24 protein-coding genes are annotated in these 21795 nt (G+C 54.5%); 8 read left to right on the top strand and 16 right to left on the bottom strand.

Annotation, left to right across the window (positions count from 1 at the left end; all coding sequences use genetic code 11):
- Window positions 1-20: 20 nt before the first annotated feature.
- Window positions 21-1049: a LysR family transcriptional regulator gene (locus RTX30_RS00230; RefSeq protein WP_409429785.1), complete on the bottom strand. Its 1029-nt coding sequence runs from the start codon at window positions 1047-1049 to the stop codon at window positions 21-23.
- Window positions 1050-1100: 51 nt separating this feature from the next.
- Between RTX30_RS00230 and RTX30_RS00225 the strand changes: the two genes are divergently transcribed.
- The gene (locus tag RTX30_RS00225; RefSeq protein ID WP_312685657.1) at window positions 1101-2312 is read left to right on the top strand and encodes an MFS transporter; all 1212 of its coding nucleotides are present in this window, start codon (window positions 1101-1103) and stop codon (window positions 2310-2312) included.
- 83 nt (window positions 2313-2395) lie between these two features.
- Here RTX30_RS00225 and flgL read toward each other — a convergent pair whose 3' ends face one another.
- The 11 genes from flgL to flgB all read right to left on the bottom strand — a co-directional run bounded on the left by flgL (window position 2396) and on the right by flgB (window position 12246).
- Window positions 2396-3364 carry a flagellar hook-associated protein FlgL gene (gene flgL / locus RTX30_RS00220; protein WP_312685656.1) on the bottom strand — a complete coding sequence of 323 codons (969 nt, stop codon included), beginning with the start codon at window positions 3362-3364 and terminating at the stop codon, window positions 2396-2398.
- A gap of 14 nt (window positions 3365-3378) precedes the next feature.
- A complete protein-coding gene (gene flgK, locus RTX30_RS00215) occupies window positions 3379-5022 on the bottom strand; it encodes a flagellar hook-associated protein FlgK (RefSeq protein WP_312685655.1) in 1644 nt (547 codons plus the stop codon).
- 75 nt (window positions 5023-5097) lie between these two features.
- A complete protein-coding gene (flgJ, locus tag RTX30_RS00210; RefSeq protein WP_312685653.1) occupies window positions 5098-6054 on the bottom strand; it encodes a flagellar assembly peptidoglycan hydrolase FlgJ in 957 nt (318 codons plus the stop codon).
- Window positions 6054-7151, bottom strand: coding sequence for a flagellar basal body P-ring protein FlgI (locus RTX30_RS00205; protein WP_312685651.1), 1098 nt, complete (start codon window positions 7149-7151; stop codon window positions 6054-6056). Before RTX30_RS00205 ends, flgJ begins: the two co-directional genes overlap by 1 nt.
- 12 nt (window positions 7152-7163) lie before the next feature.
- Complete coding sequence (locus RTX30_RS00200) at window positions 7164-7862, bottom strand: flagellar basal body L-ring protein FlgH (RefSeq protein ID WP_312685649.1); 699 nt, start codon at window positions 7860-7862, stop codon at window positions 7164-7166.
- 57 nt (window positions 7863-7919) lie between these two features.
- Window positions 7920-8702 carry a flagellar basal-body rod protein FlgG gene (flgG, locus tag RTX30_RS00195; RefSeq protein ID WP_312685647.1) on the bottom strand — a complete coding sequence of 261 codons (783 nt, stop codon included), beginning with the start codon at window positions 8700-8702 and terminating at the stop codon, window positions 7920-7922.
- Between the two features lie 15 nt (window positions 8703-8717).
- Window positions 8718-9473, bottom strand: coding sequence for a flagellar basal body rod protein FlgF (locus RTX30_RS00190; RefSeq protein WP_312685645.1), 756 nt, complete (start codon window positions 9471-9473; stop codon window positions 8718-8720).
- A 20-nt stretch (window positions 9474-9493) separates the two neighbouring features.
- Window positions 9494-10702 (bottom strand): flagellar hook protein FlgE, encoded by a 1209-nt coding sequence (gene flgE / locus RTX30_RS00185; RefSeq protein WP_312685643.1) that lies wholly within the window; start codon window positions 10700-10702, stop codon window positions 9494-9496.
- Window positions 10703-10729: 27 nt separating this feature from the next.
- On the bottom strand, window positions 10730-11407 hold the full coding sequence (gene flgD, locus RTX30_RS00180) for a flagellar hook assembly protein FlgD (RefSeq protein WP_312685641.1): 678 nt from the start codon (window positions 11405-11407) through the stop codon (window positions 10730-10732).
- Window positions 11408-11421: 14 nt separating this feature from the next.
- The gene (gene flgC / locus RTX30_RS00175; protein WP_312685639.1) at window positions 11422-11826 is read right to left on the bottom strand and encodes a flagellar basal body rod protein FlgC; all 405 of its coding nucleotides are present in this window, start codon (window positions 11824-11826) and stop codon (window positions 11422-11424) included.
- Between the two features lie 3 nt (window positions 11827-11829).
- Entirely contained in the window at window positions 11830-12246 is a 417-nt protein-coding gene (gene flgB / locus RTX30_RS00170; protein WP_312685637.1) for a flagellar basal body rod protein FlgB, read from the bottom strand.
- A gap of 158 nt (window positions 12247-12404) precedes the next feature.
- Between flgB and flgA the strand changes: the two genes are divergently transcribed.
- The 3 genes from flgA to flgN all read left to right on the top strand — a co-directional run bounded on the left by flgA (window position 12405) and on the right by flgN (window position 13880).
- The gene (gene flgA, locus RTX30_RS00165) at window positions 12405-13064 is read left to right on the top strand and encodes a flagellar basal body P-ring formation chaperone FlgA (protein WP_312685635.1); all 660 of its coding nucleotides are present in this window, start codon (window positions 12405-12407) and stop codon (window positions 13062-13064) included.
- A 94-nt stretch (window positions 13065-13158) separates the two neighbouring features.
- Window positions 13159-13452: a flagellar biosynthesis anti-sigma factor FlgM gene (gene flgM / locus RTX30_RS00160; RefSeq protein ID WP_312685632.1), complete on the top strand. Its 294-nt coding sequence runs from the start codon at window positions 13159-13161 to the stop codon at window positions 13450-13452.
- 5 nt (window positions 13453-13457) lie between these two features.
- Window positions 13458-13880, top strand: coding sequence for a flagella biosynthesis chaperone FlgN (gene flgN, locus RTX30_RS00155; RefSeq protein ID WP_312685631.1), 423 nt, complete (start codon window positions 13458-13460; stop codon window positions 13878-13880).
- 51 nt (window positions 13881-13931) lie between these two features.
- Here flgN and murJ read toward each other — a convergent pair whose 3' ends face one another.
- From murJ to rimJ, 4 genes are all read right to left on the bottom strand, one after another.
- Window positions 13932-15467 carry a murein biosynthesis integral membrane protein MurJ gene (gene murJ, locus RTX30_RS00150; protein ID WP_312685629.1) on the bottom strand — a complete coding sequence of 512 codons (1536 nt, stop codon included), beginning with the start codon at window positions 15465-15467 and terminating at the stop codon, window positions 13932-13934.
- Window positions 15468-15574: 107 nt separating this feature from the next.
- Entirely contained in the window at window positions 15575-16498 is a 924-nt protein-coding gene (locus RTX30_RS00145) for a Gfo/Idh/MocA family oxidoreductase (RefSeq protein WP_312685627.1), read from the bottom strand.
- Window positions 16499-16500: 2 nt separating this feature from the next.
- Window positions 16501-17145: a YceH family protein gene (locus RTX30_RS00140; protein ID WP_312685625.1), complete on the bottom strand. Its 645-nt coding sequence runs from the start codon at window positions 17143-17145 to the stop codon at window positions 16501-16503.
- Between the two features lie 9 nt (window positions 17146-17154).
- Entirely contained in the window at window positions 17155-17739 is a 585-nt protein-coding gene (gene rimJ, locus RTX30_RS00135; protein WP_312685624.1) for a ribosomal protein S5-alanine N-acetyltransferase, read from the bottom strand.
- A gap of 238 nt (window positions 17740-17977) precedes the next feature.
- Here rimJ and mdtH point away from each other — a divergent pair, with 238 nt between their 5' ends.
- The 4 genes from mdtH (at window position 17978) to pyrC (ending at window position 21740) form a co-directional block, all read left to right on the top strand.
- A complete protein-coding gene (gene mdtH, locus RTX30_RS00130) occupies window positions 17978-19186 on the top strand; it encodes a multidrug efflux MFS transporter MdtH (RefSeq protein WP_312685623.1) in 1209 nt (402 codons plus the stop codon).
- A gap of 65 nt (window positions 19187-19251) precedes the next feature.
- Entirely contained in the window at window positions 19252-19899 is a 648-nt protein-coding gene (gene grxB / locus RTX30_RS00125) for a glutaredoxin 2 (protein WP_312685622.1), read from the top strand.
- 120 nt (window positions 19900-20019) lie between these two features.
- Window positions 20020-20580 (top strand): lipoprotein, encoded by a 561-nt coding sequence (locus RTX30_RS00120; RefSeq protein ID WP_312685620.1) that lies wholly within the window; start codon window positions 20020-20022, stop codon window positions 20578-20580.
- A gap of 116 nt (window positions 20581-20696) precedes the next feature.
- The gene (gene pyrC, locus RTX30_RS00115; protein WP_312685618.1) at window positions 20697-21740 is read left to right on the top strand and encodes a dihydroorotase; all 1044 of its coding nucleotides are present in this window, start codon (window positions 20697-20699) and stop codon (window positions 21738-21740) included.
- The last annotated feature ends 55 nt before the right edge of the window (window positions 21741-21795 follow it).

Genomic DNA, 21795 nt, shown 5'->3' with positions numbered 1-21795 from the left:
CGACCTCCGGGTCGGCTTTTTTATGCCTGCCGCACCGGCTGGCGCATACCGCCAAGGCCGGGCATTACTTCGCGCATCAGTTGTAAAAACTTACGCAACCGTGCGGGATAATAACGCGCCCACGGGTAGACAAGATGAACCGGTAACGGCGCGATCTGCCACTCTGGCAGCAACTCCACCAGCTTACCTTCTCTGATCGCATCTTCTACCGCCCAACTGGATATAACCGCCAGGCCAAGGCCACTCAGTGCCGTGTTGCGCGCCGCATAAAGGCTGTCGGTATACAGCCGCGGCGAAATCGCCACCTGCTCTACGTCACCGTTCTGAGGATGGGTGAGCTGAATTTCATGCTGGTAAAAAGTGCTTAATGCAATCCACGGCAGAACGGAAAGTTGCTGGGGGGTATGAATTGCGGGGAAGCGCGCCAGCAACGCAGGCGAGGCAACCAGACTGCGAGGAACTTCTGCCAGTAGCACGGAAACCGTTGCCGGATCGACCTCCGCTCCAACGCGGATTGCGCAGTCGATATTCGCACTGAGAAAATCGACATTCTTATCGTTCAGCATCCATTCGACAGAAAGTTGCGGATGACGCTCAAGAAAATCGGTTAGCGGCCCCAGTAATTGCTCCTGACCGAAGGCATGCGGTGCACGCACCCGCAATGTGCCCACTGGTTCATCATCCGACTGGCTTAATTCATCCTCCAGCGCAACCCAGGCGTCGGCCACGCGTTTCGCATGCTGATAACAACGCTCGCCATCATCGGTCAGCTTCATTGCATGGGTACTGCGCAACAGCAGTTTTACGCCGAGTAGTGTCTCTAGCGACTGCAAACGGCGACTTACCGTGGCCTGCGTAGTGTCAAGTTGCCGTGCTGCAGCAGATAACGACCCCGCTTCAACGATACGGATCAATGTCCGCATCAGATCTACCCTGTCTATACGCTCCTGGCGCTTCATAACATTAATACCTATACGATACACGTATAACCGTTTTACCACTCCGCTGGCTACCGCGCTATGCCGGCTTAAGCAAAAATGTCTCCACACCGTAGATGAACTACGTAACAGTTAACTCAAAACCTTTCGGGGACACCGCGTATGAACCGTCATTCTTTATCAGCAGATGTTGTTGGCTGGGTCATTTTTGCCCTCGCGCTCGGCGCTGGAACCAGCGTCGCCGCTATTTATTATTCGCAGCCACTGTTGCCCCTGATGGGCAGTGACCTGCACCTTACTGTTAACGGCATGGGGCTGGTGCCCACACTGACTCAGGCAGGCTACGCGCTGGGGATTTTATTCCTGCTGCCGCTTGGCGACCGCCACGATCGTCGTAAATTGATCCTGCTGAAAAGCGCCGCTCTGGCATTGCTCCTGCTGGCGTGCAGCCTTGCCAGCCACCTTCCCTCTCTACTGGTGATCAGCCTGTTGCTGGGCATGGCCGCGACGATGGCGCAGGATATTGTTCCGGCTGCCGCCATCCTGGCGCCGGAGGGTAAACAGGGGAAAATGGTCGGCACGGTGATGACCGGTCTGCTGTTAGGCATTCTTCTTTCGCGCACCGTCAGTGGCTTTGTGGGTGCGGCATTCGGCTGGCGGGTAATGTATCAAATGGCTGCGATCAGTATTGCTCTGGTCGGCGTGCTGCTGTGGTCGGTGTTACCGCGTTTTGCCACTCACTCTACGTTGAGCTACCCGGCGCTGATGAAGTCAATGGCGCACCTGTGGCAGCGTTACCCGGCGTTACGTCGCGCCGCGATGGCACAGGGCTTCTTATCCGTCGCGTTTAGTGCGTTCTGGTCTACGCTGGCATTGATGTTGTTGGAAAAATATCACCTGGGCAGCGCCGTTGCAGGGACATTTGGCATCGCAGGTGCGACCGGTGCACTTGCCGCGCCGCTGGCGGGAGGACTGGCAGACAAAGTCGGCGCAGAGAAAGTTACACAACTTGGTGCCGGCCTGGTAGCCGTCTCTTTTGCGCTGATGTTCCTGCTGCCGGTATTAACGCCGCACGGCCAGTTGGCGCTGATCGCGCTCTCTGCGGTGGGTTTCGATCTTGGGTTGCAATCCAGCCTGGTGGCACATCAGAACCTGGTATACGGCCTGGAGCCACAAGCACGTGGTCGCCTGAATGCACTGCTGTTTACCGGGGTGTTTATAGGTATGGCCGCCGGTTCGGCGCTTGGCAGTAAAATCTACTCTGTTGCCTCATGGCAAGGTGTGGTGGTGCTGGCAACCGTTGCCGGGGTAATTGCACTGCTGATCCGTCTGTTTGATGCGCGTGAGACAGCGCAAGCCGTACAAAAAGCGTGAGATAAAAAAAAAGCCCGCTCCGGGGTGATGGAGCGGGCATACCGAACATGCCCCAGTTTCAAGACATGCTCAAAATGAAAACATTACTTATTCATCTGGAACAACGACATGCCTTGCATATCACTGAACGCTTTGTACGACGCCTGCAGCGCAGCCTGTTGCATAGTGTAAGACGAAATCACTGAGTTCCAGTCCACGTTAATCAAATCGCTTTTCTGCTGATCCAACGCAACAGCACGGTCATCACCCAGCGCATCCAGTGTGTCCAGCTCATTCAACTGCGTACCTAATTCTGCACGCACGGTCGAGACGTTATTCAGCGAGTTCCCCAAACCACGGCTGGTCTTATCAACCACGGCCTGCGCCGCCGTTTTCGCTGTCTCATCACCCGCAACCGGCGTTTTCAGTGCCGTGATCGCAGTGTCGAGCATCTTAAACAGGTCGGTCTCAGATGTGCCCGGCACGCCCGTCACCGGGTCGTTCGGTTCCGGAGTGGCATTACTGGTAATGTGATTAAAGATCTCATTACCCGTGTGGGCAATGACCATAGTACGGGACGCATCAACCTGCTGAGAGATGGCTTGCGAACCGCCGCTATAGGTGCCAGTGGAATCATACGGTGCCGTTGCTGTTTTATAACCGCCAAAAATATAGCGACCGTTACCATCGGTACTGTTCGCCAGGTTCAGCAATTGATCGCGATACCCTTGCAGTTCTGTTGCCAGCGAGGCACGGTCATCATCACTCAGCGCGCCGCTGCCCGCTTTCACGATGGTGGACTGCGCACCCTGAACGGCGAGCGTCACTTGCGACAGTACGCTCTCTTCCAGCGACACTTTCTGTACGGCAAAAGTACGGGCTGTGGCGTACTGGCTGTTTTGCGCCTCCGCCTGCGAAATAACGACCGCTTGTGAAGCGGCAACCGGATCGTCAGATGGGCGATTCACTTTCTGCCCGGTGGCCATTTGCTCACCATAATCGAGCCATTTACTCTGCGCGTTAGTCACACCGCGCATGTTTTGCTCGTACATCATTTGAGTACTGATACGCATCACTCACCCCTTACTTAGCGAATTTCCAGCAGCGCATTAAAGAGCGTGCTTGCGGTCTGCAGAACCTGGGCGTTCGCCAGATAATATTGCTGATAACGCTGCAGGTTGCCGTACTCTTCATCGAGGTTAACCCCGGAGATCGACTGCTGCTGCTTGGTCAGCTGCGTTACCACGTTCGTCTGCGTGGTGCTACTGGTTTTCAGCGTAGAGGTTCTGTTACCTACATCGCTCACCAGGGTGGCATACGCATCGTTAAAGGTTTTGTTGCCGCCGACTTTCTTGGCGCTTTGCAGATTTAACAACGCCTGGCCGTTACGGTTGTCGCTTGCGCCATCGCCGGAAACAGAGGCCAGCGCAATTTTCGACTCATCCGTCACTGCAACGCTCATGTTCACAATCGCGTTGCTGACAGGCTTCACGGTAAAGCTGTCGTTGGCGTTTGCTGTTCCGCCTACGGCCACTTTAAGACCGTCAAAATTCAGCGAACCATCCGTTGAATCCGGTGTGACGGTGAACGACGTATTGTTAGACAACCGCGTCACGTTCCAGTTAGTGCCGTCGTAAGCCACTTTGTAGTCTGTCGCCTGTACAGCGGTGCTATCAGTGACGCTTGGGTTTAACGTGGCGTTACCAGTGTTTTTTGAATTACTTAAGGCAGACGGGCTACCAATGTTAAAGAAGTCTGTGCCCTGTACGCCATCAGCGTCAAAACCCTGGGTGTGCTGTTTGTTAAACGCATCCGCAAAGGACAACGCCAGCTGACCCAGAGTGTTGCGCGTCTGATCCAGATCCTGTGAACGGAACGTCAACAGTCCACCCAGCGAGCCGGTGGTGATCATTTTTTCCGGGATTTCAATATTCCCGGCGGTGTTATCGACATACGCCACCGTGGTGCGGGACGGGTCAGCGCTGGACGAGACAGCTGCCAGCTGACGCGAAGTACTGCCCTGCACAAGGGTGTAACCGTTCGCCACAGTCACGTTATAGGTGTTACCGTCCTGAACGCTGACTTCAACACCAACAATTTTGTTGAGTTCGCTGACCAACTGGTCACGCTGATCGAGCAGATCGTTCGGCGACGCGCCTGCACCCACACCGGTCAGACGAGAAATCTGATCGTTAAGGCTGGCAATCTGTTTGGTGTAGTTGTTAATTTGATCAACGCTGGAACTGATAGACAGGTTCACCTGTTTATCCTGGTCGCGCAGATACTGGTCAGCGACTTTAAACTGGTTTACCAGCCCATCGGCTTTACCCAACAATGCCTGACGGGATGCCGGATCAGACGCGTTGCTCACCAGAGTTTGCATGCTGGAGAAGAAACCCTGCAGGCTACTGGAAAGCGAGTTAGTGGTATCCGACAGCACATCGTCAATTTTCGACATCTGCTGGTAACGCGTGGTCAAACCGCTGTTCTGGTTTTCTGCCGCACGCAGCTGGTTGGTAATAAAGGCATCGTACTCACGCTGAACGCCGGCGACATAGACACCATTTCCAACCCAGCCGCCAGCACCTAATGTGCTGTTCGCGGAAGAAAGCACCGTCGTCTGACGGGTATATCCAGCCACGTTGTAGCTGGAAATGTTGTTACTCGCGGTATTAAGCGCAGCCTGGGCTGCGGCGAGCCCACTCATGGCGCTATTAATCAAACTGGACATGGAGATTCCTTATACACTTTCAGACATGAGTCCTGTTGATAATTATCGGCAACCCAGGGTGAAACTTGAGAAATTTCAGAATAGATTTTCGATGTCACTGTTGTAGGCTTTGCTCACCTTCTCACCCATCGATTTCAGCTGCTGGATCATGCTTGTCAGCTTACGTGCGTAGTTAGGATCGGTTGCATAACCCGCGTTTTGCAGCGCTTGTGCGCCCTGCTCTGCCGTCGCTGCTGTGGTGACTGCCGCATAACGTTTGTTGCGCGTCAGCATACCGACATAGTCGGACAAGGCCTCCAGATACGAGCTGTAAACACGGAATTTGGCTTTCACTTTTACTGCCTCGCCATTTTCATATTCCGTGGTGGTGATTTCCGTGGTCGGGCCTTTCCACCCGGAAGTGGCCTTAACGCCGAAAATGTTATAGCTCGGCTGGCCGTTTTCGCGCGGGATCTGTCGCTGGCCCCAGCCCGATTCCAGTGCCGCTTGCGCCAGAATCAAGTGATGTGGAACACCACTTTGCTGGCTGGCAAGACGCGCTGGCAGCGAAAGCTGAGCCAGGAAGTCTTTGCTGTCGCCGCTTAACGGTTCGTCGTTATCTTCCGGCGCTTTCGGCATCGCTTTACGCACCAGTTGCGTCAGCGCCTGATTCTGATAAGAGGTGACCGTTTCCAGCGGGAACTTCATTGGCACCTGCTGCATTTGATCGGCAGGCTCCACCGGCGCCTGATCGCCAGCCATTTGTTTAACCATCATATCCGCCAGCCCCAGCCCCTTGCCTGCGGTCATCTGCTGGGCAATTTGCTGGTCATACATGCTGGTGTACAGCCGGGTTGAATCGCTACTGAAAATACCGTCTTTCGGCAGGGCTTCACGCATGCTTTTCAGCATCATTTGCACGAACATGCCTTCCACCTGGCGGGCAACAGGGCGCAGGTTTGCCTGCGGATCCTGTCCTGCCTTCGATTTCAGTTCATTCAGTGATTGCGCGTCCCATGCCGCGCTGCTCATCAATCGGCTGTCGGTCAACATTAGATGATCTCCAGTTTCGCACGCAGGCAACCTGCGGTTTGCATGGACTGCAGAATGGACATCAGTTCCATCGGCGAGGCGCCCAGCGCATTAAGTGCGCGAACCACGCTGTTCAGGTTGGCACTGGAGCGTACGCTTTGCAGCGAACCGCCACTCTGGCGCAAATCGATTTGAGTCTGCGGAGTAACCACCGTCTGGCCGCCGCCGAAGGGGGTATTCGGCTGGCTGACGTTAGCCTGCTGATTAACCGTTACCGAGAGATTACCCTGCGCAACGGCACAGTTATCCAGCGCCACTTCGCGGTTCATGACCACTGAGCCGGTACGCGAGTTGATGATTACTTTCGCATCCTGCTGCGTGGTGCCGACTTCCATATTCTGAATATCGGCCAGCAGACGCACCTGCGATGTACCGCCGCTGGACGTGCGAATTTGTACAGTACGGGCGTCCAGCGCGGTTGCGCTACCGTAACCGCGGCTGCGGTTGATGGTATCGGCAATCTGCTGCGCCATGGTGAAGTCTTCCTGGTTCAGTTGCAGGTTAATGGTGTTGCTATTGCCAAACTGTGTTGGCAGTTCACGTTCAATCACCGCGCCACCGGTGATACGACCACCGTTCAGCTGGTTCACCTGCACACTGCTACCACCGGCAGAAGCCCCTGCGCCCCCGACCAGGATGTTACCCTGTGCCAGCGCATAAACCTGACTGTCCACGCCCTTCAGCGGGGTCATCAGCAGCGTCCCGCCGCGCAGACTTTTGGCGTTACCCATGGAAGAGACCACCACATCGATGGTCTGACCCTGACGGGCAAAGGCCGGGAACTGCGCCGTTACCATTACCGCTGCCACGTTTTTCAGCTGCATGTTGGTGCCAGTGGGGACGGTGATCCCCATCTGCGACAGCATGTTATTCAGCGTCTGCGTGGTAAACGGCGTTTGGGTAGTCTGGTCACCCGTGCCGTCGAGGCCGACGACAAGACCATAGCCAATTAAAGAGTTCTCTCGTACGCCCTGTACGCTGGTGAGGTCCCGGATGCGGTCAGCCTGGGCGACAGTCGCCACCAGTACCAACGCAATTCCAGCCAGATATCTAAACATAATTCACCCCGGTTACATCGGCGATAAGTTGAGGAAGAAACGTTGCAGCCAGCCCATGGTCTGCGCTTCGTTAATGTAGCCATTGCCAACATATTCAATGCGCGCATCAGCCACTTGCGTAGACTGAACCGTGTTGCTGCCGCTGATGGTGCGTGGGTTCACGACACCGGAGAAGCGGATGAATTCAGTGCCCTGGTTAATGGCGATCTGTTTTTCACCCACTACATGTAAGTTGCCATTGATCAGCACCTGATCGACCGTAACGGTCAGCGTGCCGCTAAAGGTGTTGCTGGCGTTTGCGCCACCTTTGCCTTCAAACGAATTGCTGCCGGAAGTGCTCAGGTCAGCACGTGCATTGCCAAACAGGCCTTCGAGATAGCGCGGCGTGGTATCAATACCAAAGCTGGATTTCCCATCGCGGCTGGCATTCGCCGACGAGCTTTTACTGGCGCTGACGTTTTCCTGCAGCGTAATGGTCAGCATATCGCCAACGTTACGCGGACGGCGGTCTTCAAACAGTGGCTGATAGCCATAGTTGATCGGCTGCGCGGTCTGATAAATCGAGCCATTCACTACAGGCACCGGACCCGGAATCGGCTGAGCGGAGGTCGCCCCTTCTACTAACGGCTTGGACGGAACCCAGGCACACCCACTGAGGGTTAATGCCAGTAAAGCCATAATCGGATAGCTGCGCGCGGCGTATTTTTGCATTGCATTCATCTTCGAAATCAGGGTTCCGGTGCGGCGGATACCGCACCGGATAACGCCTTAGAGTTGCGTCAGTTTTTGCAGCATCTGGTCGGTCGTCGATACTGCTTTACTGTTAATTTCGTAAGCGCGCTGAACCTGGATCATGTTTACCAGTTCTTCGGCAACGTTTACGTTTGAGGTTTCCACATACCCTTGGTACAGCAGACCCGCACCATTCAATCCCGGCGTGGTGGAGTTTGGCGCGCCAGACGACTGGGTTTCGGTGTACAGGTTCTCACCGATACTTTCCAGACCGGTGTCATTCATAAAGGTGGTCAGGTTTAACTGGCCAACCTGCACCGGCGCGGCCGATCCTTGCTGGGTCACGCTAACCACACCGTCGCGGCCAATCGTGATGCTCAGGGTGTTCGCCGGAATGGTGATAGCAGGCTGAACCTGAAAACCACCCGCCGTGACTAACTGGCCATTCTGGTCAACCTGGAAGGAACCATCGCGGGTATACGCGGCGGTGCCGTCGGGCAGTTGAACTTCAAAGAAGCCCTGGCCTTTAATCGCAACGTCTTTACTGTTGTTGGTCTGAGACAGGTTGCCCTGGCTGTGCAGGCGTTCGGTCGCAACCGGACGAACACCGGTACCGATCTGCAAGCCGGAAGGCAGCACAGTCTGTTCAGAAGATTGTGCACCCGGTTGACGAATCGTCTGGTACATCAAATCTTCAAATACCGCACGCTGACGCTTAAAACCATTGGTACTGACGTTCGCCAGGTTGTTGGCGATAACGTCCATATTGGTTTGCTGGGCGTCGAGGCCGGTTTTCGCGATCCATAATGAACTGATCATAAGTAGTCCTGTTTATTAACCCAGTGACAGCAACTGATTAGCGCGCTGCGCGTTCTCATCGACGCTGCTGATAACTTTCATCTGCATTTCGAAACGACGCGAGCTGGCAATCATGTCGGTCATGGACTGAACGGGCTTAACGTTACTGCCCTCCAGAACGCCCGACATCACACGGATTGACGGATCGGCCTGCAATGCCGTGCCGCGCGTTGCCTGTGCCGCCTGGCTAAGACGGAACAAACCGTCATCGCCACGCACCACTTCTTTACCGTCTGCTTTCACCAGCTTCAGCTTGCCAACAGGCGAAATGGTGTTAGCCGCATCGCCTGGGTTGAGTGCAGAAATGGTCCCGTCGGCAGCGATGGTGATTTGCGAGCCTTCTGGTACAGAAATCGGACCCGCTTCACCAATCACCGGATGGCCCTGAATGGTCAACTGCCCGGTGGGGCTGACCTGGATACTCCCGTTACGGGTGTACCCTTCGGAACCGTCTGCCGTTTGTACTGCCAGCCAACCGTCCTGCTGCAACGCCACATCCAGCGGGCGTGAGGTGTAATCCAGCTGACCTGGCGTCATATCAGCGCCTGGCGTGGAGTCCACCACCAGCGTACGCGTTGGCAGTGAAAGTCCTTCGACCGGCACCGCGCGCATCGCGTTAAGCTGCGCACGGAAGCCCGGTGTTGATGCGTTCGCGAGGTTGCTGGCAGTGACAGCCTGCTGATTCAGCGTCTGGCTGGCGGCGCCCATCGCGGTGTATATTGCGTGATCCATTAAGCCATCCCGTCAGATGATTAACGCAGGTTAACCAGCGTGTTAAGGATCTGATCCTGGGTTTTGATCGTCTGCGCGTTCGACTGGTAGTTACGCTGCGCAACGATCATGTTGACCAGTTCTTTACTCAGATCCACGTTAGAAGCTTCGAGTGCACCGTTGGTCAGTGAACCAAAGTTCCCTGTACCCGCAGTACCTAACAGCGCAACACCGGAAGAAGACGTGGCAGACCACACGTTGTCCCCTTCAGATTGCAGACCTTCTGAGTTGGCGAAGTTCGCCAGCACGATCTGGCCCAGCACCTGCTTCTGTTCGTTGGAGTAGTTACCAACAACCGTACCGTCGTCGTTAATCTGGTAGCTTACCAGGTCGCCCGGCTTGTAACCGTTCTGCGTGGTCGCCACGATGTTGTTGGAACCGGTGTTCTGCTGCATGGAGTTCAGGAAACTCAGCGAGAAGGTCGCCGGGGTCGCGCCATTGATAGTACCGGTAGTGATGTTCGCGCTGGTGCCACCGGTCAGTTTACCGTTGGTATCAAACGTCATGGTGGTCGTCAGCGTTGCGGTGCTGCCAGATACGCTGCTGTCCTGGGTGTAAACGTCCCAGGTGTTGGCCGTTGAGCTTTTCACAAAGTAAACGTTCATGTCATGGGCATTACCCTGACTGTCGTATACGGTGACAGAGCCCTTTTTGTTGTAGCTGTCGGCGTTGGTCGGGTCGAACGTGGCGATGCTCGGCGTCTTGTCTGTGGAGTTCAGGTTGATCTGCATCGTTGCTGTGGTGGTGGTTTTCGCCGCCATCAGCGTGTTCGGAATGGTGATCGCCGTTGGGTTAGCACCGGTCTGAATAGTCGGCGGCGTGCCGGTCGCCGGGTAACCGGTAACCTGCATACCCTGCATGTTCACCAGGTTGCGATCCTCATCCAGTTTAAACTGGCCGTTACGGCTGTAAAACACAGAACCGTTGCTGTCGACCACGCGGAAGAAACCATTCCCGCTGAGTGCCACGTCGAGACCACGACCGGTGTTGGTCGTTGTACCGTCGCTAAAGTCCTGGGTAATACCCGCAACCTTAACACCCAGGCCCACTTTAGAACCGGCGAACATATCAGCGAAGGACGCAGTTCCGGATTTAAAGCCATAAGTGGCGGAGTTGGCAATGTTGTTACCAATGACATCGAGGTTGGTGGCCGCAGCATTCAGGCCGCTGACCGCTTGTGAAAAGGCCATGACTTACTCCTGATAAGTGTTAAGGCTTTAAATAATCTGTCGTACTTCGTCGAGGGTGGTCGTACCGTAGGTACCCAAATCTAACGTGTTCCCGTTGCTATTACGGGTCACACCTTGCACCAGCGCAAACTGCAGCGGTTGAGCAACCAACTGTGTCGAGCCAGTGCTGGCAGCGATAGAGACTTTATAAGAGCCATCCGGCGCTGTTGTTCCATCAGAAAGCTTGCCGTCCCAACTGAAGGTGTGGACGCCCGCTTTCAGCGCGCCGATATCAATGGTGCGCACTACGGTGCCGTCAGAACTGGTCACGGTAGCGGTTACCTTTTCGGCGGCCTGAGTCAGTTCAACGCCAAACGGCGTCGAGGTTTCTTTACCCACCAGAATGGTCTGCCCCGGGATCATCACGCCATGGCCGATCAGGTTGGTTGCCTGCAACGACTGGCTGTTGTCGATCTGGCCGGAAATAGAACCCAGCGTGGTGTTCAGTTTTTCAATCCCGCTTACGGTACTGATCTGCGCAAGCTGCGTGGTCAGTTCGTTGTTCTGCAACGGGTTGGTCGGATCCTGGTTTTTCAACTGCGCGACCAGCAGCGTCAAAAAGCTGCTTTGCAGGTCAGACGCGCTATTTGTCCCGGTGGTGGTTGTCCCCGTTGTGGATGTGACGCCAGTGTTGGTCGGGTCATTCACTTTTACGGCGATAGTCATCTTGCGCGTCTCCTTTACTGGCCGAGGGTGAGCGTTTTGAGCATCATGCTCTTAACGGTATTAAGAACTTCAACGTTTGCCTGGTAGCTACGTGAGGCAGACATGGTGTTAACCATCTCACCCACCACATCCACGTTCGGCATTTTGACGTAGCCACTGGCATCGGCCAGCGGGTTACCCGGTTCGTAAACCAGTTTGTCCGGCGCCTTGCTCTCAACCACATCGGCCACTTTCACGCCGCCGGTTGCCTGACCTGGCGCGGCATCAACCTGGAAAACAACCTGCTTGGCACGGTAGGGTTGACCGTCCGGGCCGGTGACGCTATCGGCGTTCGCCAGGTTACTGGCTGCGACGTTCAGACGCTTGGACTGTGCGGTCAGCGCTGAGCCAGCGACATCAAAGATACTCAGTAAAGCCATGGATTAGTTCCCCCCTTGCAGAACGCTCATCATGCTTTTGATCTGCCCGCCCAGCACCGTTAACCCGGTCTGGTATTTCACGCTATTGTCAGCGAACTGAGTGCGTTCACGATCCATATCCACGGTGTTGCCATCCAACGAGGGCTGGTCCGGGATGCGGTACATCAGATCCATAGACGGCTGGGTCATTGCCTGCGCAGGAATGTGACGTGAAGAAGTCAGCGCCAACGAGACACCGCTTTCTTCAGCACGACCGCGCTCCATGACCTTTTTCAGTTCACTGGCAAAATCGACATCACGCGCCTGATACCCGGGGGTATCGGCGTTGGCAATGTTTGCCGCCAGAATTTCCTGGCGCTGGGCGCTCAGGTTCAGCGCTTCTTGCTGAAAACGTAGTGCGGCATCAAGTTTATCGAGCATGGCTCCCCCACTGATGACAGTTATTTAGCCAACAGCTTAAATCTCCTTACGCGCGCCTTATCGACGGAATAAGCGCAAAATGCGTCGCTATTTATTGCGTTGATAGATTTGCCCTGCGGTTAAAATCTCTCCATCACATCAACAGGCAGGAGTCTGCGATGAACACGTTTAAAAGCGGTTTGGCCGCGCTCTTACTGTTATTGAGCCCGCTTACGCAGGCCACCGACTTGCAGGCGCAGCTGACGTCTCTCTTTGCTCAACGTCTTGCTGGCTTTAGTGACGAGGTAGTGGTAAATATACGCACCCCGCAGAATTTGTTGCCCACCTGTGATCGGCCAGAGCTGAGCGTGGTGGGAAATGCTAAACTGTGGGGGAATCTGAATGTCCTGGCGAATTGCGCGGGCGCAAAGCGCTATTTGCAGGTGGAAGTCCAGGCGACGGGTAACTATGTGGCGGCTGCGCAGGCCGTTGCGCGTGGCAGCACACTGCAGCCCGGCAGCGTCTCACTCGTACGCGGGCGACTCGACCAGTTACCGCCGAGAACCATGCTGGATATTACCCAGGCGCAGGATGCAGTAAGTTTGCGCGATCTCGCCCCCGGGCAACCGATACAGCTGTCGATGCTACGCCAGGCCTGGCGTATTAAAGCGGGTCAGCGGGTACAGGTTGTGGCCACAGGCGACGGCTTTAGTGTGAACGGCGAAGGGCAGGCGATGAACAATGCTGCGGTGGCGCAAAACGCCCGCGTACGCATGTCTTCGGGCCAGATTGTCAGCGGTGTGGTGAACGCTGATGGGAATATTCTGATTAACCTATAATCTTTTTAAAGAATTTACGTCGGCTGCCGATATATAAGCAACGACTAAAGATAGCGGGCCCCAAACGCCGGGGAACCTCAATGAGGACAACACTATGAGCATTGATCGGACATCGCCTCTCAAACCGGTAAGCACTGTACAACAGCGTGAAACCAGTGAAACCCAGACGCAAAAAACACGTCAGGAAAAAGCAGCGGCGACGAACAGCACCAATGTCACCATCAGCGGCGCACAAGCGAAACTGATGCAGGCTGATGCGAAAGACATCAATATGGAACGCGTTGAACAACTGAAAGCGCAGATCCGTAACGGTGAACTGAAGATGGACACCGGCAAAATCGCCGATGCCCTGATTGATGAAGCGAAGAGTTACTTGCAGGGTAAATAAACCGTATGAACCGACTGTCAGACATCCTTGATCAAATGACAGTTATCCTGAGCGCTCTGAAAGACGTGATGGATGCTGAGCAAAAACAGCTTTCCGTTGGCCATATTAATGGCAGCGCGTTGCAGCGTATCACGGAAGAAAAAAGCTCCCTGCTCGCAACCCTGGATTATCTTGAGCAACAACGCCGTTCGACGCAGAAAGCGCAACATAGCGCAAACGACGACATCGCCGATCGCTGGCAAATCATTACGCAGAAAACGCAGCATTTGCGCGATCTCAACCAGCACAATGGATGGCTGCTGGAAGGGCAAATTGAGCGCAATCAACAGGCGCTGGACGTGTTAAGGCCGCATCAGGAGCCTGGTCTTTACGGCGCGAATGGCTACACTTCGACCGCAAGCCGCGGCGGCAAGAAAATCTCCATCTGATCTTTTCTTCTTTTTTTAGCCAGGGGATCCGTCCCCTGGCTGACTTCCTGTTTACGCTGTCCGGCGAGTGAACTCTTTCACTTTGAAACCCAACGCAGCCAGCGTGGCGAAATACGCAATGATGCCCACCAGCACGACCGCCATCAGCCGCAGCAGACGATATAGCATCGTGCCTTGTGACCACTCAGGCATAACATGCAACATGCCGAGCAACGCAACTGCCATTACCACCACCGCTATGACCAGTCGGATCAGGAAACGTGACCAGCCCGGTTGAGGGGTAAAAATTTTCTGTTTGCGCAGTTGCCAGTAGAGCAACCCGGCATTAAGACAAGCCGCAAGCCCAATCGACAGTGACAAACCTGCATGTTTTAGCGGACCAATAAACGCCAGGTTCATGACTTGCGTCAGTAACAAGGTGACGATGGCAATTTTTACCGGCGTTTTAATATCCTGACGCGAGTAGAAACCCGGCGCGAGCACTTTGACCACAATCAGCCCCATCAACCCTACGGAATAGGCGATCAAGGCCCGCTGCGTCATCAACGCATCATAGGCGGTGAATTTACCGTATTGAAACAGCGACACTGTCAGCGGTTTTGCCAACACGCCCAAGGCCACCGCGCTGGGCAACGCCAGTAGAAAACAGAGACGCAGCCCCCAGTCCATCAGGCGGCAGTACTCATCATGATTGCCGCTGGCAAAACTTTTCGACAGCGAAGGCAGCAGAATCGTCCCCAGTGCCACGCCAAGCACACCGGAAGGAAACTCCATCAGACGGTCGGCGTAGTACATCCACGATACGGATCCAGAAACCAGAAAAGAAGCGAAAATAGTATTGATGATCAAGGAAATCTGGCTGACAGAAACCCCTAAAATGGCTGGTCCCATCTGCTTAACCACCCGCATTGAGCCTGCGTCTTTGAAACTGATACGCGGTAGCACAAGCATGCCAATCTTTTTCAGGTGCGGCAGTTGGTAAACCAGTTGCAACACTCCACCCACAGTCACTGCCCACGCCAGCGCCAGCACCGGCGGATGGAAATAAGGCGCACCGAACAGGGCAAAACCAATCATGCTGATATTCAGAAATGTGGGCGCAAAGGCTGGAACCGAAAAACGGTTCCAGGTATTAAGGATTGCACCGGCCAGCGACGCCAGCGAGATCAGCAGAATATAAGGAAAGGTAATGCGCAGCAGCTGCGACGTCAGTGCGAATTTATCTGCGGTATCGGCAAACCCTGGAGCGGTGACAAGAATAACCCAGGGGGCCGCCAGCATCCCGGCAACGGTGACTACCGCCAGCGCCAGTGTCAACAAACCGGAAACATATGCAACAAAGACCTGCGTCGCGTCTTCACCTTGTTTACTTTTATATTCCGCAAGAATGGGAACAAATGCCTGCGAGAAGGCCCCTTCAGCGAAAATACGGCGTAACAGGTTTGGTAGTTTAAACGCCACAAAAAAGGCATCGGTTGCCATACCTGCGCCGAAAACCCGCGCCACAATGGCATCGCGCGCAAAACCCAGCACGCGGGAAAACATGGTCATGGAGCTGACAGCCGCCAGCGATTTTAATAGGTTCATTCTGGTTTCCATAAGACACAACGCCTGCATTGCAGGCGTTGGTGTACAGCGAAGCGCTTAGTCTACAGAGAAAAAGGCGAATTACTATCGTCAGATGTTACAGGCCGTTATTCACTCATCGCCTCGCGCCACAGCTTGTCGACTATACGCTGCGCCAGGATTGCCTGTTCACCGGATGTTTGCGGAACTGTCTGATTTTGCACGCATTCAATAAAGTGATGCGCGCAGCCGACGAAACCGCGCTGTTCCAGTGTGCTTTGCCAGCCCGCCACTGGACGTGCAATGACGCCCTGCCCGCGCTCTTCCCGCCATTCGCGCATATCCGTGATATCAAATAACCCACCGTCAGTGACCGACTGTACCCATTCCCTCTGGCTGCCTGCGCGGCGATGCATGCTGGTGGTGATCTGCAAATGGTCAATGCTGAAATGGTGCTCGGCATAGATCATGGCCCCTTCATCGTTGGTCAGTAGCGTGCCGCTTTTCAACAATGCCGGGCCGCCTGCCAGCCACAAGGCGGTGTCCACAACATGCAGATAATCATCCAGCAGGGTGAAGCGTAAATCATGCGGGCCAACGCTGTCCGCCCGGTGTTTATCCATGCGTAGCGAGGTGGCCTGCGGAATATGCTGTTTCAGTTCCTGGTACAAGGGTGAAAAACGGCGGTTAAAACCGACCATTAAAGTCAGTTTCTTACGTGCGGCAAGTTCAATTAAACGCTCTGCATCTTGCAGATTTTCAGCCAGTGGTTTATCGACGCAGACATGCACGCCAAGGTTAAGTAACTCACTGACTACCGCATAATGCGACGCCGTTGACGTATGAACGAAGACCGCATCGCACTGCGCCGCCAGGCTTGCCAGCGAGTCAGCATAAGGAATGCGCCAGGTTGCACACACACGCTCTGCCTTTTCCCGGGTAGGCGACCAGGCGGCCGCCAGCGTCCACGACGTTGCCGCGCCTAATACGGGTAACCATGCTTTTTGCGCGATACCGCCAAGCCCCACCACACCAATACGTAATATCGCCACGCTTAATCCCCCAAATGGGCCAGTAGCGCCTCAAGACGCTGTTTCAGGTCCGCCACTTCCTGTTCGAGCGCTTCCACACGCGTCGTCAGTGCATCCGCCGGACTGACCGCTTCCACAACATTCACCAGCGTTTGCACGTTGCCGCTAAACAGATGCATAAACCGGCTTTCACGTTTTCCCGGTTCACGGGGCAAGCGCACCAGATAAGGGCCATCTTCACGGCTGGCCAGGTGCTCAAGCGCATTTTCAACTTCGGTCACATCGCGGAAGGCGTGCATGCGCTCCGCGCGCCCACGCAATTCGCCCGGCGTTTGCGGCCCGCGCAACAGCAACGTCGTGACCAGCGCCACCTCTGCGGAGGTCAGCTTTAAATCACCAAATTCGGAATTGCAAAAACGCTGTTCATATTTGGTCACCCGATTGCCAAAACCGCTGACCGTGCGCAAATAGTGACGTTTTACCAGTTCATCCAACACATCCTGCACCTCGGACTCGCTAAGGTTCATTACTGGTTCACGGTTGGTTTTCTGATTACAGGCCGTGACGACGGCATTAATAGAGAGCGGGTATTGCTCCGGGGTGGTGACCTGTTTTTCCAGCAAACAGCCAATAACCCGTGCTTCCACGGCGCTTAACTGATACTTCATCTTTGCTCCTTAACGACCCGGGGTCCAGTCCTGTGCAGTTAATGCGGTTAAGACGTGATCGCGCCATTGCCCGTCGATTAACAGATACAATTTGGCATAGCCCTCTTTTTCAAAGCCGAGCCGCGCCAGAAGATCACCGCTGCGTTTATTGTGCGGCATGTAATTAGCCATTATGCGGTGCATATGTTGCGTGCGTTGCATATAACGGATCGCCGTCGTCAGGGCTTCAAACATTAACCCCTGCCCCTGCCATTTCTGCCCGATGGAGTAGCCCAGGTAACAGGCATGAAACGATCCACGCACCACATTGGAGAAATTGGCTACGCCAATGATTTCTTTCTCTTCAGGATCGAGCAGCGCAAAATAAAATGCCGTCCCCTGTTTATGGAACTCATTGATCATGCCAAGCCGGGCTTGCCAGCCGGAAGGGTAACAATGGCTTTCATCGCGCACGGGTTCCCAGGGTTTTAAAAACTGGCGATTTTCAGCGTAATAATCCGCCAGGCGCCAGGCATCGCGGTCATGGACAAGGCGCACCACCAATCTGTCCGTTACTAAGCGTACTTTCGGCACGTTACTGCGATAGCCAAACATGCATTACCACTCCTTCCGTTTTACAACTTTTTTAACCCCTTCCCTTTACTATACATTTGCATAGCCACTTCAGGAAAACAGCAACAGGGCATTTTCTGCGTCAGGTGCCATTTTCGATGAAAACTCTCAATCAAAGACTGATTTTGATAAAAAAATATTGTCACCATCAATATGGGAAAAGGCCTGGCGAACCCGCAGAATAAGATTGTCTTATCTTTCTTAATTTCCCGGAGGGGAAATGGTGCGCATATCGCAGGCAAGGAGCCTGGGTAAATACTTCCTGCTTGTCGATAATATGCTGGTTGTCCTCGGCTTTTTCGTTGTCTTTCCCCTGATTTCTATTCGCTTTGTTGATCAATTGGGCTGGGCCGCCTTAATGGTGGGGATTGCGCTCGGTTTGCGGCAGTTTATTCAACAAGGGTTGGGCATTTTTGGCGGCGCGATTGCCGATCGTTTTGGCGCGAAACCGCTGATTGTCACCGGCATGTTGATGCGCGCAGGCGGTTTTGTGGCGATGGGCGTGGCCACCGAGCCCTGGCTGTTGTGGCTCTCCTGCCTGCTTTCCGGGCTTGGCGGTACTCTGTTCGATCCGCCCCGTTCGGCGCTGGTGGTCAAACTGGTGCGCCCTCGCCAACGTAGCCGCTTCTTCTCGCTCCTGATGATGCAGGACAGCGCGGGGGCCGTGGTGGGAGCGCTGCTCGGCAGTTGGCTGTTGCAATACGATTTTCGTCTTGTTTGCGTGGTGGGCGCGTTGATGTTTGTGCTCTGTGCGGCATTTAACGCCTGGTTGCTACCCGCGTGGAAACTCTCCACCGTGAAAGCGCCGGTGCGGGAAGGCCTGGGTCGCGTACTGAGCGACAAGCGTTTCGTCACCTATGTTCTGACGCTGACGGGCTACTATATGCTGGCGGTACAAGTGATGCTGATGCTGCCGATTATGGTCAATGATATTGCCGGATCGCCAGCGGCGGTCAAATGGATGTATGCCATCGAAGCATGTCTGTCGCTGACACTGCTCTATCCGATTGCACGCTGGAGCGAAAAACGCTTCCGTCTTGAGCACCGTCTGATGTTTGGCCTGTTGATGATGTCTTTCAGCTTGTTGCCGGTGGGCATGGTCGGCACGCTTCAGCAGTTGTTCACGCTGATTTGCACCTTCTATATCGGTTCGATTATTGCGGAACCGGCGCGAGAAACCCTCGGCGCGCAACTGGCGGATGCCCGCGCACGTGGGAGTTATATGGGTTTCAGCAGGCTTGGTCTTGCCTTTGGCGGCGCGCTGGGTTACGCCGGAGGCGGCTGGCTGTTTGATGCGGGTAAGGCCTTAAATCAGCCGGAGCTGCCTTGGATGATGCTGGCGCTGATTGGTCTTCTCACCTTTTTTGCCCTGCTGTGGCAGTTTGGTCTTAAACGTTTGCACCCCCGCATACTGGAGCCGGGCGCCTGATTTGCGCCTCTCTTTGCTCTCCACCATACTGGTAGCTGATGGATAAGCCAGTATGGAGGAGAAACGTGAAACTCTACATTTATGATCACTGCCCTTTCTGTGTTAAAGCCCGCATGATTTTCGGCCTCAAGAATATCCCCGTCGAACTCAATGTTCTGCTCAACGATGACGAAGCTACACCCACCCGGATGATCGGCCAAAAAATGGCGCCGATTCTGCAAAAAGATGACAGCCGCTATCTGCCTGAAAGCATGGATATCGTCCATTATGTCGATAATCTCGACGGTAAACCGCTACTGACCGGTAAACAGAGCCCGCAACTGGAAGAGTGGTTGCGTAAAGTCAACGGCTATGTCAATAAGCTGCTGATCCCGCGCTTTGCCAAATCCGCGTTTGATGAGTTTTCTACCCCGCAGGCGCGCGCATACTTTGTGGCGAAAAAAGAGGCTGCCATCGGCAATTTTGCCGACCATCTCGCCCATTCTGCCGGGCTGATCAAAAACATCAGCGACGATCTCCGCGCGCTGGATAAATTGATTGCGAAACCAAACGCGGTCAACGGCGAACTCTCCGATGATGATATTCATCTGTTCCCGCTGCTGCGCAACCTCACCCTCGTGGCGGGGATCAACTGGCCGACACGCGTCGCGGATTATCGCGATAACATGGCCAAGCAAACACAAATCAATCTGCTCTCTTCGATGGCCATTTAAGCGGCGAGTGGCGGAAGCCCGCTTCCGCCACTGCATTCGGCTTTTTCCGCTGGTCTTTATGCTTCAGGTACCGCATGCTACGCCCCAGGATTGAAGCATCAGGATCACGTTGAGGAACACATGAAGAGACTCTTTTTTGCCGCGGCCTTACTGTTAAGTGGCGTGCTGGTCGGGTGTAACCAACTCACCCAATATTCCATCAGCGAGCAGGAAATTAACCAGGCGCTGCAAAAACGCAATAATTTTGCCAAAGATATCGGTGTACCCGGGCTTGCCGATGCGCACATTGTGCTGAGCAATCTTTCCAGTGCCATTGGTCGTGAAGAACCCAACAAAGTCACGCTAACGGGCGATGCCAACCTGGATATGACCTCGCTCTTTGGCAACCAGAAAGCGAACATTAAGCTTAAAATGAAAGCCCTGCCAGTGTTCGATAAAGAGAAAGGCGCGATCTATCTCCAGGAGATGGAAGTTGTCGATGCCACGGTAACGCCGGAGAAGATGCAAACCGTCTTGCAGACGCTTATGCCTTATCTTAACCAGTCGCTGCGCAGCTATTTCAATCAGCGACCGGCTTATGTGCTGAAAGATGACAGCAGCAAAGGCGAGGCGCTGGCGAAAAAATTCGCCAAAGGTATTGAGGTGAAACCGGGCGAGATCGTCATTCCCTTTACCGACTGAGTCACCGGGGCGCAAATGCGCCCTTTTTTTTAGGAAAAGAGTGCAAACGAAAACGTTTCCGCATATCCTTTGTGTCCGGCAAAAAACAACTGATCCTCACCAGCCGGAGCACTCCAATGACACAATCCCAGGTTTTGAAAATCCGCCGCCCTGACGACTGGCATGTCCACTTACGCGATGGTGATATGCTGAAAACTGTCGTGCCGTGGACCAGCGAGACTTACGCTCGTGCGATTGTTATGCCTAACCTGGTTCCGCCTGTCACTACTGTCGACGCTGCACGTGCCTATCGCCAGCGTATTCTCGACGCCGTTCCCGCCGGGCATGATTTCACCCCGCTGATGACCTGTTATTTAACCGACACGCTGGACGCAGACGAAGTGGAGCGGGGTTTTAAGGAAAACGTCTTCACTGCAGCAAAACTCTATCCGGCGAATGCCACCACCAACTCCAGCCACGGTGTAACCAGCATCGATGCGATTATGCCGGTACTGGAGCGCATGGAGAAATTAGGCATGCCGCTGCTTGTACACGGTGAAGTGACCCATGCCGACATAGATATCTTTGATCGTGAAGCACGCTTCATTGAAACGGTTATGGAGCCGCTGCGCCAGCGCTTACCGGGGCTGAAAGTGGTGTTTGAGCATATCACTACCAAGGATGCCGCCGACTATGTACGTGACGGTAATGAGTTTCTGGCGGCCACAATTACACCGCAGCATTTGATGTTTAACCGCAATCATATGCTGGTTGGCGGTGTGCGCCCTCACCTCTATTGCCTTCCGATCCTCAAACGTAATATCCACCAGCAGGCCTTGCGCGAACTGGTAGCCAGTGGCTTTGAGCGCGCATTTCTTGGCACCGACTCCGCTCCACATGCCCGGCATCGTAAAGAAGCCAGTTGCGGTTGCGCGGGTTGTTTCAACGCGCCAACGGCCCTGGGCAGTTACGCGACGGTGTTTGAGGAGATGGAGGCGCTCCAGCATTTCGAAGCGTTTACCTCGCTGAATGGCCCGCGTTTCTACGGTTTGCCAGTCAATGAAAGCTTTATTGAACTGGTGCGCGAAGAACAGCCCGTGCCGCAGACCCTTCCTCTGCAGGACGATGCACTGGTACCATTCCTCGCGGGTGAAACGGTACGCTGGCGCGTTAAGCGTTAAAATAATTGCATCCCCTGTTGTAAAGGCCTGATATAAACTGTATATATATACAGTA

The sequence above is a fragment of the Kosakonia sp. genome (assembly GCF_032052965.1).
GTDB lineage: Bacteria > Pseudomonadota > Gammaproteobacteria > Enterobacterales > Enterobacteriaceae > Kosakonia.
Note: the sequence above shows the minus strand (reverse complement) of the source record. Positions and strands in the feature narration are given on the sequence as shown.